General features: G+C 68.8%; 16 protein-coding genes and 1 pseudogene. 9 read left to right on the top strand and 8 right to left on the bottom strand.

Features of this window, described 5'->3' with window-relative positions:
- Positions 1–3: 3 nt before the first annotated feature.
- Positions 4–915 (top strand): alpha/beta hydrolase, encoded by a 912-nt coding sequence (locus tag K3G64_RS24025; RefSeq protein ID WP_238887960.1) that lies wholly within the window; start codon positions 4–6, stop codon positions 913–915.
- A gap of 2 nt (positions 916–917) precedes the next feature.
- Here K3G64_RS24025 and K3G64_RS24020 read toward each other — a convergent pair whose 3' ends face one another.
- Complete coding sequence (locus tag K3G64_RS24020) at positions 918–1,385, bottom strand: SRPBCC family protein (protein WP_238887958.1); 468 nt, start codon at positions 1,383–1,385, stop codon at positions 918–920.
- Positions 1,386–1,452: 67 nt separating this feature from the next.
- On the opposite strand from K3G64_RS24020, the gene K3G64_RS24015 reads away from it, so the two are divergent.
- A complete protein-coding gene (locus K3G64_RS24015) occupies positions 1,453–2,610 on the top strand; it encodes an acyl-CoA dehydrogenase family protein (RefSeq protein WP_238887956.1) in 1,158 nt (385 codons plus the stop codon).
- On the opposite strand, the gene K3G64_RS24010 is transcribed toward K3G64_RS24015, so the two are convergent.
- A complete protein-coding gene (locus tag K3G64_RS24010; protein WP_238950971.1) occupies positions 2,607–3,539 on the bottom strand; it encodes an LLM class flavin-dependent oxidoreductase in 933 nt (310 codons plus the stop codon). The two genes, K3G64_RS24015 and K3G64_RS24010, sit on opposite strands and share 4 nt — an antisense overlap.
- 114 nt (positions 3,540–3,653) lie before the next feature.
- Between K3G64_RS24010 and K3G64_RS24005 the strand changes: the two genes are divergently transcribed.
- Positions 3,654–4,571, top strand: coding sequence for an LLM class F420-dependent oxidoreductase (locus K3G64_RS24005; RefSeq protein ID WP_238887954.1), 918 nt, complete (start codon positions 3,654–3,656; stop codon positions 4,569–4,571).
- A 57-nt stretch (positions 4,572–4,628) separates the two neighbouring features.
- Here K3G64_RS24005 and K3G64_RS24000 read toward each other — a convergent pair whose 3' ends face one another.
- Complete coding sequence (locus K3G64_RS24000) at positions 4,629–5,312, bottom strand: DUF427 domain-containing protein (RefSeq protein ID WP_238887952.1); 684 nt, start codon at positions 5,310–5,312, stop codon at positions 4,629–4,631.
- Between the two features lie 108 nt (positions 5,313–5,420).
- On the opposite strand from K3G64_RS24000, the gene K3G64_RS23995 reads away from it, so the two are divergent.
- Together K3G64_RS23995 and K3G64_RS23990 are read left to right on the top strand one after the other, a co-directional pair.
- Entirely contained in the window at positions 5,421–6,848 is a 1,428-nt protein-coding gene (locus K3G64_RS23995) for a WS/DGAT/MGAT family O-acyltransferase (protein ID WP_238887951.1), read from the top strand.
- 116 nt (positions 6,849–6,964) lie between these two features.
- Complete coding sequence (locus K3G64_RS23990) at positions 6,965–7,516, top strand: hypothetical protein (protein WP_238887949.1); 552 nt, start codon at positions 6,965–6,967, stop codon at positions 7,514–7,516.
- Here the strand turns inward: K3G64_RS23990 and K3G64_RS23985 are convergent.
- Positions 7,513–7,767, bottom strand: coding sequence for a DUF2631 domain-containing protein (locus K3G64_RS23985; protein WP_238887947.1), 255 nt, complete (start codon positions 7,765–7,767; stop codon positions 7,513–7,515). The genes K3G64_RS23990 and K3G64_RS23985 overlap by 4 nt on opposite strands.
- 114 nt (positions 7,768–7,881) lie before the next feature.
- Here K3G64_RS23985 and K3G64_RS23980 point away from each other — a divergent pair, with 114 nt between their 5' ends.
- Complete coding sequence (locus K3G64_RS23980) at positions 7,882–8,709, top strand: mycofactocin-coupled SDR family oxidoreductase (RefSeq protein ID WP_238887946.1); 828 nt, start codon at positions 7,882–7,884, stop codon at positions 8,707–8,709.
- 3 nt (positions 8,710–8,712) lie between these two features.
- Here K3G64_RS23980 and K3G64_RS23975 read toward each other — a convergent pair whose 3' ends face one another.
- Positions 8,713–10,005 carry a cryptochrome/photolyase family protein gene (locus K3G64_RS23975; protein ID WP_238887944.1) on the bottom strand — a complete coding sequence of 431 codons (1,293 nt, stop codon included), beginning with the start codon at positions 10,003–10,005 and terminating at the stop codon, positions 8,713–8,715.
- 39 nt (positions 10,006–10,044) lie between these two features.
- Between K3G64_RS23975 and K3G64_RS23970 the strand changes: the two genes are divergently transcribed.
- Complete coding sequence (locus tag K3G64_RS23970; protein WP_238887943.1) at positions 10,045–10,920, top strand: TIGR03619 family F420-dependent LLM class oxidoreductase; 876 nt, start codon at positions 10,045–10,047, stop codon at positions 10,918–10,920.
- Between the two features lie 99 nt (positions 10,921–11,019).
- On the opposite strand, the gene K3G64_RS23965 is transcribed toward K3G64_RS23970, so the two are convergent.
- The 3 genes and pseudogenes from K3G64_RS23965 to K3G64_RS23955 form a co-directional block, all read right to left on the bottom strand.
- Complete coding sequence (locus K3G64_RS23965; RefSeq protein ID WP_238887941.1) at positions 11,020–11,601, bottom strand: fasciclin domain-containing protein; 582 nt, start codon at positions 11,599–11,601, stop codon at positions 11,020–11,022.
- Between the two features lie 93 nt (positions 11,602–11,694).
- Positions 11,695–13,307 (bottom strand): annotated as a pseudogene (locus tag K3G64_RS23960) (cytochrome c biogenesis protein DipZ).
- 89 nt (positions 13,308–13,396) lie between these two features.
- Positions 13,397–14,083, bottom strand: coding sequence for a fasciclin domain-containing protein (locus tag K3G64_RS23955; RefSeq protein ID WP_238887939.1), 687 nt, complete (start codon positions 14,081–14,083; stop codon positions 13,397–13,399).
- Between the two features lie 164 nt (positions 14,084–14,247).
- Between K3G64_RS23955 and dxr the strand changes: the two genes are divergently transcribed.
- Both dxr and K3G64_RS23945 read left to right on the top strand, forming a co-directional pair.
- Complete coding sequence (gene dxr / locus K3G64_RS23950; RefSeq protein ID WP_238887937.1) at positions 14,248–15,420, top strand: 1-deoxy-D-xylulose-5-phosphate reductoisomerase; 1,173 nt, start codon at positions 14,248–14,250, stop codon at positions 15,418–15,420.
- The gene (locus K3G64_RS23945) at positions 15,417–16,643 is read left to right on the top strand and encodes a M50 family metallopeptidase (RefSeq protein WP_238887930.1); all 1,227 of its coding nucleotides are present in this window, start codon (positions 15,417–15,419) and stop codon (positions 16,641–16,643) included. Before dxr ends, K3G64_RS23945 begins: the two co-directional genes overlap by 4 nt.
- The last annotated feature ends 7 nt before the right edge of the window (positions 16,644–16,650 follow it).

Genomic DNA, 16,650 nt, shown 5'->3' with positions numbered 1-16,650 from the left:
GAAGTGGACGTCGTCGATCGCCTCGACCCGGCGCTGCGCCATCTTGCCGATGCGCGCACCGATCTGTCGGCGAACCTGCTCGGCGTCGTCCGCGACTCGCTGAACCAGCGGCGCGCCGAGACGGCCAGGCACCTCAGCACGGTCGGGATCGAGTTCGAGAACCGCGATGCGCCTTCGGTGCCCGTGCGCATCTACCGGGGCGGCCCGCCGCCGTCGCCGACAACGATCTACTGCCACGCAGGCGCGTTCGTGCTGGGCAACCTCGACACCGATCACCTGCAGTGCATCGAGCTCGCCCGCCGCGCCGCCTGCACGGTGATCTCCGTGGACTATCGGCTGGCGCCGGAGCACCCGTATCCCGCCGCGGTCGACGACGCGTTGACCGTACTGCGGTGGGCGGTGGCCAGTGCGGCCGAACTCGGCGTCGACACCGACCGGATCGCCGTGGCGGGCAGCAGCGCCGGCGCGGCGCTGGCCGCGGGGCTCGCGCACCGCTCGGCCACGGGATCGGCACCGCCGGTGGTGTTCCAGTTGCTGCACCAGCCGGTGCTCGACGATCGTCGGACGCCGTCCAAGGACGAGTTCGTCGCGACCCCGGGCTTCGACGGACCTGCGACCCAGCAGATGTGGCGGCACTACCTCGGTGGCGATGCCGATCCCGACGGCGCGGTGCCCGCGCGGGCCACCGACGTCTCCGGGGTGGCGCCCGCCCTCATCACCTGCTCCGAACTGGACCCCCTGCGCGACGAGGCCGTCGAATACGGCTTGCGCCTGATGCGGTCGGGGGTCACCACGGGACTGCACGTATTTCCGGGCACCATTCACGGGTTCGACTCCCTGCTGCCCGAGTGGGACACCAGCGTGCGGCTGTTCGACCTGCAGGGCAGCGCGCTGCGGCGGGCACTGCACGGATGACCTCAGCCGAGTTCGCGCGCGATCGCCGCGTGGTAGGCGTCGATCTTCGCCGGATTGGTCTGCATGAACAACGCATCGGGTAGCGGTGCGTGCTTGTAGGCCTCGATCGTCATCGTTCTGGTGAACAACGTGATGCCCTCGCCCGGCGCCGTGAAGTGGTACTGCACGGTGATCCGACCCTCCATCCCACCGTTGCCCCCGGCGTCGTGCCCGAGCCGGCCGACGGAGTTGAACATCCAGAGCTTCGGGCGCATGGCGATCGTGAGATGCCAGGTGAAGATGCGGTCACCGTCCGGACCCGACTCGGTCCACGTGTCGCCGACCTTGAGCGGCAATTGCGCTGGCAGCCCGCCGATGTGGGCGCTGCCGGGGTAGGTCTTGGTCCAGTTGGCGGGGTTGGTGACGAAGTCGTAGAGGATTTCCGGTGCATGGGTGAACGCGGTCTCGGAACTGGTGGTGACGATGCCCACTGTCGTGCCCTTCGGTCGGTACGCGGCCCATCTTTACAAAATCTAGTTGAAGTGTCACGGTTGGGTGGTGGACTTCTCCCGCGTGGAACTGAGTGAAGAAGATCTGACCTTCCGCGACGGGTTGCGCGGATTCCTCCGCGCGATCGTGACCGACGACGTCATCGCCCGCGACCGGCAGACCGGCGACAACTTCGACGAGGGTGTGCATCTGGCGCTCGGGGCGCACGGATATCTGGCCGCCGACTACCGACTCGAGTCCGACGGCGGGTTCAGCCGGGTGCGTCGGCGCATCTGGGAACTCGAGATCGGCCGCGCCCACACCCCCTGGTTCCACTGGGGGACGACGGCGATGGTCGCGCGCGCGGTGGAGCAGTTCGGATCACCAGACCTCGCCGAGGAGGTACTGCCGAGCGTGCTGTCGGGGCACTACCGGTTGTGTCTGGGTTACACCGAACCGGAGGGTGGTTCGGATGTCGCGACGTGCAAGACCCGCGCGGTGCGCGCTGGCGACGGCTGGATCATCAACGGCGCCAAGATGTTCACCTCCAACGCGCATAACGCCCACTACGTGTTCCTGATCACCAACACCGATCCCGGCGCACCCAAACACCAGAGCCTGACGATGTTCCTGGTGCCGCTGGACCGGCCGGGTGTGGAGATCCAGCCTCTCCGCACCGTCGACGGCGACCGCACGAACATCACCTTCTACAGCGATGTGCGGGTCGAGGACCGATACCGCGTCGGCGAGGTCAACGGCGGCTGGCAGGTGTTGCGGGAGGCGCTCAACGCCGAGCACGGCACGGTGGCGCGGTCGGACGACGGGCTGCAGAAGCTCGCGGCGATGTCCGAGCACCTGCTGCTGCTCGCCGAGGCGCTCGATGGGGTAGCGGCTGTCGCGGGCGACGAGGACTCGGCGCGGTATCGCCTCGGCCGCGCGGTCGCCCGCATGGAGGCCGCGATGAGCACTCCCGACATGTTCGGCCGGGTGGCGATCGCGCAGACGATGCGCGACGTGACGCCGGAGCTGATGGATCTGCTGGGCACGGCGGCCAGCCTGCCCGTCGGCGTCGTCGACGCCGCGGACAACGGGGGAGCGGAGTACGTCTTCCGGCTCGCCGGGCCGACCGGAATCTATGGCGGCACCCTCGAGGTGTTCCGCAACATGATCGCCCAGCAGGCGCTGGGCCTCGGGCGACCGGCGTATGCGCCGCCGGTGAGGCACTAGAGGCGGGCGACGACCTCGGAGGCCAGCAGGTCGAGCGTCTCGTCGGAGCCGCGGTCGTGGGTGAACAGCACGATCTGTCCGAAGCCCAGCTCCGTGAGCTCGCGGATCCGGTCGACGATCGCCGACGGCGTTCCGATCAGCCCGCCCGCGTGCAGGCCGAAAGCGGGCATGCCGAAGCGCTTTTCGGCCAGTTCGCGCACCGAGGGCAGCGCCGCGTCGTCGGGTGCGAGCGCCATCACCGCCTCGACGGACAACACGATCGATGCCGGGTCGCGGCCGATGTCGGCGCAGATCGACCGCAGCACAGCGACTTTGCGCTCGAGGTCGCCGAGTGCGTAGGTCGGCACGTTCCACACGTCGGCATAGCGGGCGACCAGCGGCAGCGTATACCTCTCGCCGACGCCGCCCACCACGATCGGCGGGCGCGGCCGTCGCGCCGGCCCTGGCTTGACCGGAAAGTCGTGCACGGTGAAGTGTTTGCCCTGCAGATCGATTCGCTCGTCGGCGAACGCCTGCGTGAGAATCTCCAGCGTCTCGCCGAGTCGTTCGGAGCGTTCGCGGAAGCTGCCCCACTGAAGGCCGACGCGGTGATGTTCGTCTTCGATCGACCCACTGCCGATGCCCAGTTGCAGTCGGCCCCCGGAGATCTGGTCGAGGGTGGTGGCCATCTTCGCCAGTACGGCCGGATGCCGGAACTGGTTGCACAGCACCATGTGCCCGATCTCGATGCGTTCGGTTCGGGCCAACAGCGCCGAGGCCAGCGTCCACGCCTCCAGCGACGGGTAATCCGGCATGCCGGGGCCGTAGAGATGGTCGTAGAGCCACAGCGAGTCGATGCCCAGCACCTCGCACCGTTGCGCGCGGTGCAGAAGCTGTTCGTAGGTGAAGCCCAGCTGGGGCAGGTACACGCCGATCTCGGGTCTGGTCATCGCGATCTGGCCCAAGATCGGTGCCCCCTCCGGACGGAACCCTGTACTTTCGGTGATTCGCATGGTAACGACATTCTCAGAAAACGAGAAGAATGTTCTGAACGGAGCACTGATATGCGGTTCGCGTTCACCCACCCGATGCACAGCCATCCCTACAACCCCGAACTGGTCACCGGTTCGGGCATCGCGACGGTGGCGGCGGCGGCCGAGGCGGCGGGTTTCGACGGCTTGGGGTTCACCGATCACCCGGCGCCGACGCAGCGGTGGTTGGAGGCGGGCGGGCACGACGCCGTGGACCCGTTCGTGGCGATGGGCTTCGCCGCCGCACGCACGTCGACCCTGCGGCTCATCCCGAACATCGTGGTGCTGCCGTACCGAAACCCCTTCGTTGTGGCCAAGGCCGGCGCGACGCTGGACCTGCTGTCGAATCGGCGGTTCACCCTGGCAGTCGGCGTCGGCTACCTCAAACGGGAGTTCGCTGCGCTCGGAGTCGATTTCAACGACCGGGCCGCGCTGTTCGAAGAGGCGTTGGAAGTCATCCGCGGAATCTGGACCACCGACGACTTCTGCTATGACGGGAAGACCTTCACCGCCAAGGGCATCACCGCGCACCCCCGGCCGGTGAGCGCACCGCACCCACCCATCTGGATCGGCGGCAACACCGCCGCGGCCCGCAGGCGTGTCGTCAAGTACGGCGACGGTTGGTGCCCGTTCGCGGCCCCCGCCGTGCTGGCGCAGACGGCGCGCACCGCCCAGCTGGACGCCGACGGGCTGGCGGCGGGCATCGAGGACCTGCGTCGGCGCTGCGAGGATGCGGGCCGGGATCCGGCGGCCTTGGATGTCGCCTTCAGCAATCCCGACGGCGGCAGTCCCGGCACCGACGCCTTCAACGCCGACGAGTACCTGTGCGGCCTGGAAAAGCTGGCCGCGGTCGGCGTCACCTGGGTCCAGGTCGGCCTGCCCGGCGACAGCCTCGCGCATGTGCTCGACACCGTCGAGGACTTCGGCAAGTCGGTGATCGCCGCGAGGTGAGGTTGACTCTGCGCTCAGGGCGCGATCTCCGACCGCAACTGCGCCCTCACCGCAGAGTCAACGCCAGGGGACAGGCAGCTCGGCCGACACCTCCGCCCGCGTGGCGTCGAAGCTGAGGAAGCCCCGAATCGGCGACGTCTCCGGCGGCGTGTCCGGGTAGCTCCACGCCACGTCCTCGACGACGGTGTCGCCGACCACCGCCGACCAGTAGCTCGCCCGGCCCTTGTAGTTGCAGTAGCTGGTGGTGGCCGAGGGGCGCAACAGTTCGGTTCGCACGTGCGACGGGTCGACGTACAGCCGCGCCTCCACCGACGTCTCGAAGACGATCACGGTGTCGGTGGTGTCCACCAGCGGCGTGTCGGCCACCGTCACCCGCAGGCTGCGCCGCGTCGGCCGGCAGTCCACCCGGTGATACGGGTTGGGCGGATAGTGGACGAGCTCGCGGCCCTCCTCCAGCCAGGTGTCGACAGCGTCCCACGGCACCCGCACGAAACCGGATGCCTCGGGCACCGGCTCGCCGGGCAGGTCGCCGACCTGCCCGGCGGGGAACGCGTAGCTGAGCGGGTGGTCGCGCCGGTGCACCAGCAGCACCTGCTCGGTGTCGAGGACGATGCGGCCGCCGCGCACCGCCTGGATCCGTCGCGGGTGCGGCTCGACGAACACCGCCTCGGCGGGCAGCGGCGGAGTGAACCAGCCCGCGGGATCGTGGCTCAGCGGACCGCGGCCGGCGACGAGGCTCATGGCACCCCACTTTACAAATCGATGCGGCCCCGTCACTTCTTCGGCGAACCTGCTTGACGATGAGTGCAATTGGGGATAGGAGAGAGAGCCGGCGCAAGGGGTTTACAGATGAAGCGACTCAACGGGGTGGACGCGCTGATGCTCTACAGCGAGACATCCTCGATCCACATGCACACGCTGAAGATCGGCATCCTCGACGTGTCGGGGGTCGCCGGTTACAGCTTCGACCTGTTCAAGCAGGTGGCGTATCCGCGGTTGCTGGCGCTTCCGGCGTTGCGCTACCAGCTGGTCGACATTCCCCTCAAGCTGCACCATCCGATGTGGTGCGAGAACGACGACATCGACCTCGACTACCACCTCCGGCCGGTCCGCGTGCGTGCCCCCGGCGGCCGTCGGGAACTCGATCAGCTCATCGGCGAGATCGCCAGCACGCCATTGGACCGCAGCCGCCCGCTGTGGGAGATGTACGTCGCCGACGGTCTGGCCGACGACCGCATCGCCATCATCCACAAGGTGCACCACGTGCTGGCCGACGGGGTCGCCTCGGCGAATCAGATCGCCAAGGCCATGGACCTCGATCAGCCGCCTGCCTCCGTCGCCGTCACCGATCCTCTCCTGCGGTCGCAGCTCGAACTGCTCAAGGCGGTGGGCCGCGATCACGCCGTGCTGATCCGCAGGCTGCCCCGGCTTCTCGGGGAGACGGCCGCCGGCGTGTCGCGGGTGCGTAGACGCGCCAAGGAACGCGGCCCGAACCCCGACCTCGCCCGCCCCTTCGCGCCGCCACAGACGTTCATCAACCACGTCGTGACGCCTGGCCGGCGCTTCGCGACGGCGCCGCTGAGCCTCGCCGAGGTCAAGGAGACCGGCAGGCATCTCGGAGTCACGCTCAACGACATCGTGCTGGCCACCGCCGCCGGTGCGCTGCGGACACTGATGCTGCGCTATGACGGGCACGCCGACGCGCCGATCATCGCCGGCGTGCCCGTGAGCACCGACCCGTCGCCGGACCGGTTGACCGGTAACGAGTTCAGCTACATGACGCCCTCGCTGCCCGTGCACATCGACGACCCGTTGGAACGGGTCCGGCTCACCGCGGTCGCCACCCGGATCGCCAAGGAGAACCATCAACTGCTCGGACCGACCGTGTTGCCGGCGTGGATGGGTTACCTGCCGCCAGGGCTGGCCCCGGGTCTGTTCCGTACGCAGGCCAACAAGCTGGAGTCCGGCAGGGTGTTCAACCTGACGATCTCCAACGTGCCGGGACCGCGCGTACGCGGCGAGATCGAGGGCGGGGTGGTCAGCGAGATCTACTCGGTCGGGCCCGTCGTCACCGGCAGCGGCATGAACATCACCGTCTGGAGCTACGTCGATCAGCTCGCGATCTCGGTGCTGACCGACGACCGCACGCTCGACGACCCGCACGAGGCGACCGACGCGCTGCTCGACGCGTTCGTCGACATTCGGCGGGCCGCCGGACTGTCGGAGAATCTGGAACCAGTGGGGGCCGCGCTGCCGCGGGCCGCCGCGCTCATCTGAGCGCACCGGCCGCTTCGGAAACCGACCTTTACAGATCTATCCGATAGTGTCACGCTTGAGGAGAGCTGCTCTTCAGCCTCTCGGAGCGTCGTCGATCTCGATCGGATAGGACTCTAATGGCAACCCGACCCTTCCCTGCCGATGCCGTTGTCAACTATGCCGCCGCCGACGCCGGGCGGCTGAACCGTCATCAGCTCACCGTGCTGGCCGCGAGTCCGGCCGAGGTCGTGCAGGTGGCCGGTGGATGGCTCTTCGACCAGGCCAGAGCGGGCTGGGACGTCAACGTCCGGGTGGCGGGTCCGGCCGACCGGCGGCCACTGACCATTCTGGGCGCGGGCGCACTGGGCGCGGAGTGCGAAACGCTACTGAGCGGCATACCCGACACCGGGGCGGTGGCCGTCACCGCCGAACTGCTGCGCATCGACGTGAATGTGCGCGCGTGGCTGCTCGACTCGGTCAAGCGCGCGGGCGCCAAGATCACGGTGCTCGGCTCGTGGCCCGCCGAACTCGGCGGCCCACTGGAGCCCGCCCGGCACCAGTTGAGCGTCGCGGCGCAGGCGTTCAAGGTCCGCGCGCTGGCCGCGGCGGCCGTGGACGGCGGCGTCACCGCCACCGAAACGTTGTACGAAGTCCGCGCGCAGGCGCTGCGGCCCCTGTACCCGGTCTAGCGGATCCAGCCGCGGCGGCGCAGCCACCAGTCGCGAGCGACCGCGGCCAGGATGAGCACGGCGAAGCCGATGAGGAAGAGGTCCTCGATGGCGCCGACGTGGTTGCCGTGCATCAGGCTGAGCAGGAACAGCGCCGCCAGGATCCCGCCGATGTGGAGGGCTTTATAGTTCTCCCCCGACCAGCCCCACTCCGCGGACGGCACGTCCTCGACGTCGACACCGGTGTGTCGCTCTACCTCAGTGCTGGCCACGGCTGCTCCTCACGGTCGGGGCGGGAATCTGCCCGACATTCTTCCACAGCTCTACTACGCGTCGCCGTAGGGTGATGCGTCACGACACCGCAGACGTGAGGAGCACAGGGGCAGATGCAGTTCGAGGGCAAGGTCGTGTTCATCACCGGTGCCGCCCGCGGCCAGGGCCGCGCGCACGCCGTCCGGTTCGCCGAGGAGGGCGCCGACGTCATCGCCGTCGACATCTGCGAGCAGATCGACAGCATCGGCTATCCGATGGCGAGGCCGGAGGACCTCGACGAGACGGTGAACCTGGTGGAGAAGACCGGGCGGCGGATCGTCGCCGAGCGCGGCGACGTCCGAGACCTCGACCGGTTGCGCGACATCGTGGCCCGCGGCGCCGAGGAGTTCGGCCGCGTCGACTTCGTGCTGGCCAACGCGGGCCTGTTGCCCGCCATGGGGGAGCGTCGGACCGGTGTCGCGGCGTTCGTCGACGCCGTCGACGTGATGCTCAAGGGCGTGCACTTCACGATCGAGGCCGCGCTGCCCGCCATGCTCGAGCACGGCGAGGGCGGAGCGATCGTCATCACCAGCTCCGCGGCGGGCCTGAAGTCGATCAGCCCCGGCCCGGAGACGATGAGCCACGGCGCGGCGGGCTACAACGCCGCCAAGCACGGCGTCGTCGGGCTCATGCGGTACTACGCGACGTCGTTGGCCGAACGCAACATCCGCGTCAACTCCGTGCATCCGGGGGGAGTTGCCACGCCGATGATCCTCAACGACGTGGTGGCCGGCTACGTCGCCGACCACCCCAGATTCGGCGAGTCGCAGTCTCCGCTGCTCCCCGACGGGCTGGTGACGCCCGAGGCGGTCAGCGAAGCGATGGTCTACCTGTGCGGTGCGGCCGGTCGCTACGTGACCGGGGTCGCGCTGCCGATCGACGCCGGCCTGGTGGTCAAGTAGCCCTCAGCCGAGGGCGGCGTAGCGCCGCAGCGCCTCCTTGCGCTCGGCGGCGTGGTCGACGATCGGGTCGGGATAGCCGTCGTCGTCGACGTCGGGCACCCAGCGGCGCACATAGCTGCCGTCGGGATCGAACCTTTCGCCCTGCGTCGTCGGGTTGAACACCCGGAAGAACGGCGCGGCGTCGGTGCCCGTGCCCGCGGCCCACTGCCAGCCATGCTGGTTGTTGGCCATGTCGCCGTCGACCAGTTGCTCGAGGAACCAGCGGGCGCCCCACTGCCACGGCAGGTGCAGGTCCTTGACCAGAAAGGAGGCGACGACCATCCGCACCCGGTTGTGCATCCAGCCGGTCTCGGCCAACTGGCGCATCCCCGCGTCGACGATCGGATAGCCCGTCCTGCCCTCTTTCCAGGCTTGAAACCGCTTCCTCGCCTCGGGTCCGTCGTCGAACTTCATGTCATCGAATGAGGAGTTCCAGTTCCACCACACGCTGCGTGGCCACTCATGCAGAACCGAGGCGTAGAAGTCGCGGAACGCCAACTCGCGCAGGTAGGCCTGGGCGCCCTTTCCACGGCCCAGGTCGGCGGCCATCGTCCGGGGATGGATCGCGCCGAATTTCAGGTGCGCCGACATCCGGCTCGTCACGTCGAGGTCGGGACGGTTCCGGTCGTCGGCGTAACCGTCGATCCCGTCCCGGAGGAACGCCCTCCACTGCTTGCCGGCCGCGCTCTCCCCGGCGGGCAGGGCCAATTCGGCGTCTCCGTCGGGGATGCCGACACCGCCCGGAACTGCGGTGGCGTCGATCCACCGGGCCGATTCGGGCCCCGACTTGGCGGGCGCCCGCCAGCCGTGCTGGCGCCAGGCGCCGAAGAACGGGGTGAAGACCTTGTAGGGGGTGCCGTCGCCCTTGGTGACCCGGCCCGGTGACACCAGGTACGGCGAGCCCGACGCCGCCAAGGGGGTGTCGCCGAGGGCGGTCCGCACGGCGTCGTCGCGGCGTCGCCCGAACGGTGTGAAATCCGCCGAGACGTGCACCGCCGAGGCATCGACGGCCTGGGCGATCTCGGGGATCCGCTGTTCGGGGCGGCCCTGCGCGACCAGCAGCCTGCCGTCGAGCCGGTCGCGCAGATCGCGCAGTGCGTCGTAGAGGTACCGCAGCCGGCGCGGACCGGACGACTTCTGCAGCCGCGGGTCCAGCACGTAGCAGGCGAGCACCTCGCCGTCGGATGCCGCGGCGTCGAGCAGCGCGGGCAGATCGTGCAGCCGCAGGTCACGCCGGAACCACAGCAGCGTTGGCATGGCATTGATGCTGCCCGAAATTCGCGGTAGAGAAACTAGATGCAGTTCTGGTCGGGCACTCCCTTCATGAAAACGTCAGAAATCCTGCCGGTGGCGCGGATGCTCGACGAAGCCGGCTACGACGGCGTGATCAGCGCCGACCACATGGTGTATCCGCGCGAGCTGAGCTCGCCGTATCCGGACTCGCCTTCGGGGAAGCCAGGCTGGCCGCCGGAGACCCCGTGGCCGGACTCGTGGGTGTTGATCGGTGCGATGGCCGCGGTGACGAGGCGCCTGCGGTTCTCCAACGCGGTGTACATCGCGCCCAGCCGGCCGCTGGTGGAGGTCGCCAAGCTGGTGGCCACCGCCTCAGTGCTGTCGGGCGGCCGGGTGTCCCTTGGGGTGGGCGTCGGGTGGATGCGCGAGGAGTACGAGCTGATGGGCCAGGACTTCTCGACGCGGGGCAAGCGGCTCGACGAGATGATTCCGGCGCTGCGCGCCCTATGGCAGGGCGGCTGGGTGTCCTGGAGCGGCACGCATTACCAGGTTCCCGAGATGATGATCGAGCCCCATCCCGAAACCGAGGTGCCGATCCTGTGCGGTGGTGAATCCGACGCGGCGCTGCGGCGCGCCGCGAGCGCCTGTGAGGGCTGGGTCGGCTACGCATACGCGTGGGACGACGCGGCACGCTACGTCGAGAGGCTGCACGCGCTGCGGCGCGATTACGGCCGGGCCGACGAGCCGTTCGACATCATGCTCGCGCTGCTCGAGCCGCCGACAGTCGATCTGTACAAGCGGGCAGAAGACATCGGCATCACCGCCGTGATGTGCGCACCGTGGATGGGCGCCGCGGGCATGGACTGCGAGGACGTCGAGCGCTACCGGCAACCGATCGAGCGGTTCGCCGAGACGGTCATCGACAAGGTGCGGTCATGACCTGTCGCCTGGACAGCTGACCGGCGCCTGAACATACCGAAGGAGGGCAGCCCGGCAGGGGGGTTGCCGGGCTGCCCTCCGGATTCGGTATGGCTCAGATCAATTCATCGGCGGCATGAGAACCGAGTCGATCAGGTAGACGGTCGCGTTGGCGGTCTGAACGCCGCCGCACACCACCGAGGCGTCGTTGACCTGCAGGTCGCCGCCGTGGCCGGTGACCGTGAGGTCGGCGCCCTGGACCGTCTTGTGCGTGCCGACCACCTCAGCGGGGCTGGCCTGCCCCGGCACCACGTGGTAGGTGAGGATGCTGGTCAGCAGCGGAGCATCCGTCTTGAGCTTCTCGATCGTCGCCGGATCGATCTTGGCGAACGCCGCGTCGGTCGGCGCGAAGACCGTGAATTGGCCGCTGTTGAGCGTGTCGACGAGGTTCACTTCCGGATTGAGCTGTCCCGAGACGGCTTTCGTCAGGGTGGTCAGCAACGGATTGTTGGACGCGGCCACCGCCACCGGATCCTGGGCCATGCCCATCACCGAGCCGGGTCCCATCGGCACCTGCTGGGCATAGCCCGCACAACCCGGACCGACCATCTCGGCCTGTGCGGTGGTTGTGGTGCCGAGCAGCAGGCCGGCGGCTCCCAATGCGGCCACGCCTGCGCTGGCCAACTTCTTCCTGGCGTTCATCTATCGGTCTCCATTCGGACGGGACGGCTGTTGCCGCCGGAACTTGCTTGCAATCACTATTCGGAGCCGATCCGGTCTCGGATGGGTCGCGACTCACCCGTAGGTGAACGAGAAAACCTGCAATCCTTCGCTCAGCTGCACCTCGAGCAGCCCGCGGCGCACCTCGTCCCCGTCGACCAGCGTGCGCAGCGTCGGCGGGCCCGCCACCGGGATCTGACGCGACTCACCGTCGCGGGTCAGCGTCACCGTGCCGGTACCGCCGACGACGAGGTGGACGTCGCGGGCGCGGTAGTACAGCCGGATCGCCGAGCCAGGGCCCCGGGCGGTCGCGCCCTGGTAATCGAGCGCCCACTCGCCCCGCAAGCCAAAGCTGTTTTCCGGCAAGCGATCCGGGTATTCAAAGGTGAAGCTGCCCTCGTCGTAGGTGCCTGCGCCGCCGTAGTTGATCTGCTTGCCGACGCCGAAATACGTCTCGCGCGTCAGCTCGGGCGGGGGAGTGACGTCGGTCTTCTCGGTCGGTGGTGGCAGTGCCACGGCTGGGTTGACGTCCGAGAGCAGCTGCCGCAGAAGTCTTTCCGTCGTCGCGTAGTCGCCTTCCCCGAACTTGATGTGACGCACCGTGCCGCCGGCGTCGATCAGGTACTTCGCCGGCCAGTACCGGTTGCGGTAGTTCGTCCACGTCGAGTAGTTGTTGTCCAGCGCCACCGGATAGGTGATGTCCAGGTCGGCGGCGCCGCTCGCGACGTTGTCGGGCACCCGCTCGAACGCGTACTCCGGTGTGTGGACACCGATCACCTCGAAGCCGGCGTCACGATACGCGTCGTACCAGTCGACGATGTGCGGAATCGCGCGCTGGCAGTTGATGCACGAATAGGCCCAGAAGTCGACGAGCACCACCTTGCCGCGCAGCGTCGCCAGATCGACCGCCGAGCCGCCCGGCGTGTTCAGCCAGCCGGTGATGCCGGTGAGATCGGGTGCCTTGCCGTGTAGTCGGGGATGGCACGCTGAAGTGCCGCGGGCAGGTTGAGCGCCAACGCCAACGCCAGCAGGATCGTCACCACGCCGGCGACGACGCGGATCTGGCGTTGACGGTTGCGGAACGCCGCCACCCGCTCGGCGACGCGGCGGCCCGCCAGCGCGAAGAACAGCAGCGGCAGTGCGGCGCCGATGGCGAACGACAGGGTGAGCGCCGCCGTGTCCAGGCCGATGGTGCCGGTGGCGCCTGCGATGACGATGGCGGCCAGCACCGGCCCCGCGCATGGCACGTACAACACACCGAGCGCCAGTCCGAGGCCGAAACCGCTTCGGCCCGAACCGAATTGCTTCTGCGGCAGCCGGGAGAAGGGCTTCTCCAGCAGCTCTTGGACTTTCGGGATGATCAGTCCCACACCGATCGCCACCAGTGCGCCCAGCGCCAGCCACCGGACGGCGTCCTGGGGCAACCGCAACAGCGACAGCGCCGCCGAACCGAGAAGCGTCACCGTCGAGAAGCTCACGACGAGCCCGGCGATGACCAGGTAGGGCCGCAGCGTCTCGGTCAGCGGCGGCGCCGCCGCAGTCACGGTGGCGGTGTGCGCGCCCGTCGGAGATGCGGCGCGGGCGCTCTGGGCGCCGGAGAAGAAGATGACCGGCAGCATCGGCAGGATGCATGGCGAGATGCCGGTGATCAGACCTCCCACGAAGCCGATCAGCACCAGGGTCGTCACGGGCGGTCCTCAGAAGCGGCGCGAGCCGGCGCGGAATCGTGCATGTGGAGTTCGCAAACGATTCCGCGCCGGCTCCGCTGGGGGATGGGCTAGTTGGCGGCCGGGGGCATCAGGACGGTGTCGATCAGGTAGACCTGCGCGTTGGCGGTCGAGACGCCACCGCACACCACACCGGCGTCGTTGACCCGCAGATTGTCGCCCTCACCGGTCACGGTGACCGTCGCGCCCTGCACGGTCTCGTGGTCGCCGACCACCTGCGCGGGACCGGCCTGACCGGGCACCACGTGGTAGGTCAGGATGCTGGTCAGCAGCTCGGAGTCGGTCTTGAGCGTCTCGATGGTGGCCGGGTCGAGCTTTCCGAAGGCCTCGTCGGTCGGCGCGAACACCGTGAACTCACCGCCGTTGAGAGTCTCGACCAGGTTCACGTCGGGGTTGAGCTGGCCGGACAGCGCCTGGGTGAGCGTCGTGAGCATCGGGTTGTTCGACGCGGCGACCGTCACCGGGTCCTGCGACATCCCGGTCACAGAACCCGGACCCTCCGGAACCTGCTCGGCGTAGGCCGCGCAGCCGGGCCCGACCAGGTTGGCTGCCGGGTCGGCCATCGCGCTGGTCGTCGGGGACGCCTGGGACGTCGTGGTCGTCGCAGCGGCTGAGGTCGTCTCGGCTGCCGTGGTCGCCGAGGTCGAGTCGTCGTTCGAGCACGCCGAGACGGTCAGGATGGCGGCCGCGGCGAGGCTCGCCGCGCTGATCACCTTGCGATAGTCGGTCTTGGTCACTCTTGTCTCCCTTGTCGGGGACGGGGCCACGCCCGCCCAGTGCACTGACATCAGGGATTCGGACCGAATCGTCCGGCGGATGAATTGCGTCACACTCGCGTCACAACTGAGCCGGTCCGATCCCGTCACCGCGGGGCACCGCCGCGACGCGGCACAATGAATCGGTGAACGCAAGACGTCGGGTGCTGATCCTCGGCAGCACCGGATCGATCGGCACCCAGGCGCTCGACGTCATCGCCGCCAATCCCGATCGCTTCGAGGTGGTCGGCCTGGCCGCCGGCGGCGGCAACGCCGAACTGCTGGCGCGTCAGCGCGCCGAGACCGGGGTCACGCAGGTCGCCGTCGCGTCCGAGGCCGCGGCCGCCCGCATCGGCGATGTCACCTACTGCGGACCCGGCGCGGTGACCGCTCTGGTCGAGGCCGCCGCCGAAACGACCGGAGTCGACGTCGTGCTCAACGCGCTGGTGGGCGCGCTGGGTCTGGAGCCGACGCTCGCTGCGCTCGCCACCGGCGCCCGGCTCGCGCTCGCCAACAAGGAGTCCCTCGTCGCCGGTGGGCCGCTGGTGCTCAGGGCCGCCGCGCCGGGCCAGATCGTGCCTGTGGACTCCGAGCATTCGGCGATGGCCCAGTGTCTGCGCGGCGGCGCCGCAGGCGAGGTCGCCAAGATCGTGCTGACGGCTTCGGGCGGCCCCTTCCGCGGCTGGACCGCCGAGAAGCTGCAACTGGCCACCCCGCAGCAGGCGGGCGCGCATCCCACCTGGTCGATGGGCCCGATGAACACGCTGAATTCGGCGTCACTGGTCAACAAGGGCCTGGAACTGATCGAAACGCACCTGTTGTTCGGCGTGCCGTACGACCGCATCGAGGTCGTCGTGCACCCGCAGTCGATCGTGCACTCGATGGTGACGTTCACCGACGGCTCGACGCTGGCGCAGGCCAGCCCGCCCGACATGAAGCTGCCGATAGCGCTGGCGCTCGGCTGGCCCGAGCGCATCGCCGGTGCCGCGCAGGCATGCGACTTCACGACCGCGTCGACCTGGGATTTCGAGCCCCTCGACGACGAGGTGTTCCCGGCCGTCGCCCTGGCCCGCAGCGCGGGTGAGGCGGGCGGCTGCCTTACCGCGATCTACAACGCGGCCAACGAGGAGGCCGCGGCAGCGTTCCTCGACGGACGGATCCGGTTCCCGGTGATCGTGGAGACGATCGCCGAGGTGCTGCGCGCTGCCGACCAGTGGGCGGCCGAACCAGCTACCGTGGAAGACGTACTTGACGCCCAGCAGTGGGCGCGTGACCGCGCGAGGCGCGCGGTCGAGCGGGAGGTAATCACCACCAAATGATGTGGGTCATCGGTGTCGTGCTGTTCGCACTGGCCATCCTGCTGTCGGTGGCCCTGCACGAGTGCGGGCACATGTGGGTGGCGCGCGCCACGGGAATGAAGGTGCGCCGCTATTTCGTCGGCTTCGGCCCGACTCTGTGGTCCACCTGGCGTGCCAACAAGCTCGGTGATCGCACCGAGTACGGGGTCAAGGCGATCCCGCTGGGCGGGTTCTGCGACATCGCAGGCATGACGTCGGTGGAGGAACTCGCTCCCGACGAACGCGACCGCGCGATGTACAAGCAGAAGACCTGGAAGCGGGCCGCGGTCCTGGCCGCAGGCCCTGGCATGAACTTCGCGATCGGCCTGGTGCTGATCTACGCCATCGCGGTGGTGTGGGGACTGCCCAACCTCAACCCGCCGACCACCGCGATCGTCGGCGAGACCTCGTGCGTGAAATCCGAGGTGACAGAGGGCACCCTGGGCGACTGCCTGGCGCCGTCGCCGGCCGCCGCGGCAGGCATCGAAGCCGGGGACACCGTCGTCAGGATCGGTGACACCCCGGTCGCCAACTTCGACGAGCTGGTCGGCGCCGTGCGCGAGCTCGACGGGCCGACGCCGTTCACCGTCGAGCGTGACGGCCGCGAGTTCACCACCGTCGTCGACGTCGTGCCGGCCCAGCGCTTCGTGGCCGAGGGGAGTGATGCCGCCCAGCCGACCCAGGTGGGCACCGTCGGCATCTCCGCGGCGCGGTTCGGGCCGACCCAGTACAACGTGCTCTCGGCGGCCCCGGCCACGTTCGCGTTCACCGGCGACCTGGCCGTGGAACTGGGCAAGGCGCTGGCGAAGATCCCGACCAAGATGGGCGCTCTCGTGCGGTCGATCGGTGGCGAGGAGCGTGACCCGGAGACACCGATCAGCGTGGTCGGCGCCAGCATCATCGGTGGCGACGCCGTCGACGCGGGTCTGTGGGTGGCGTTCTGGTTCTTCCTCGCGCAGCTCAATTTCGTGCTGGGTGCGGTCAACCTCATCCCGCTGCTGCCCTTCGACGGCGGTCACATCGCGATCGCCTTCTTCGAGAAGATCCGAAACATGATCAGGTCGGCGCGCGGCATGGTGGCCGCGGCTCCGGTCAACTACCTCAAGCTGATGCCCGCGACTTACGTGATCCTGTTCGTGGTCGTCGGCTACATGGCGGTGACCGTGACAGCCGACTTCATCAATCCGATCAGACCCTTCCAATAGGAGACAC

Source organism: Mycobacterium sp. IDR2000157661 (assembly GCF_022317005.1).
GTDB lineage: Bacteria > Actinomycetota > Actinomycetes > Mycobacteriales > Mycobacteriaceae > Mycobacterium.
Note: the sequence above shows the minus strand (reverse complement) of the source record. Positions and strands in the feature narration are given on the sequence as shown.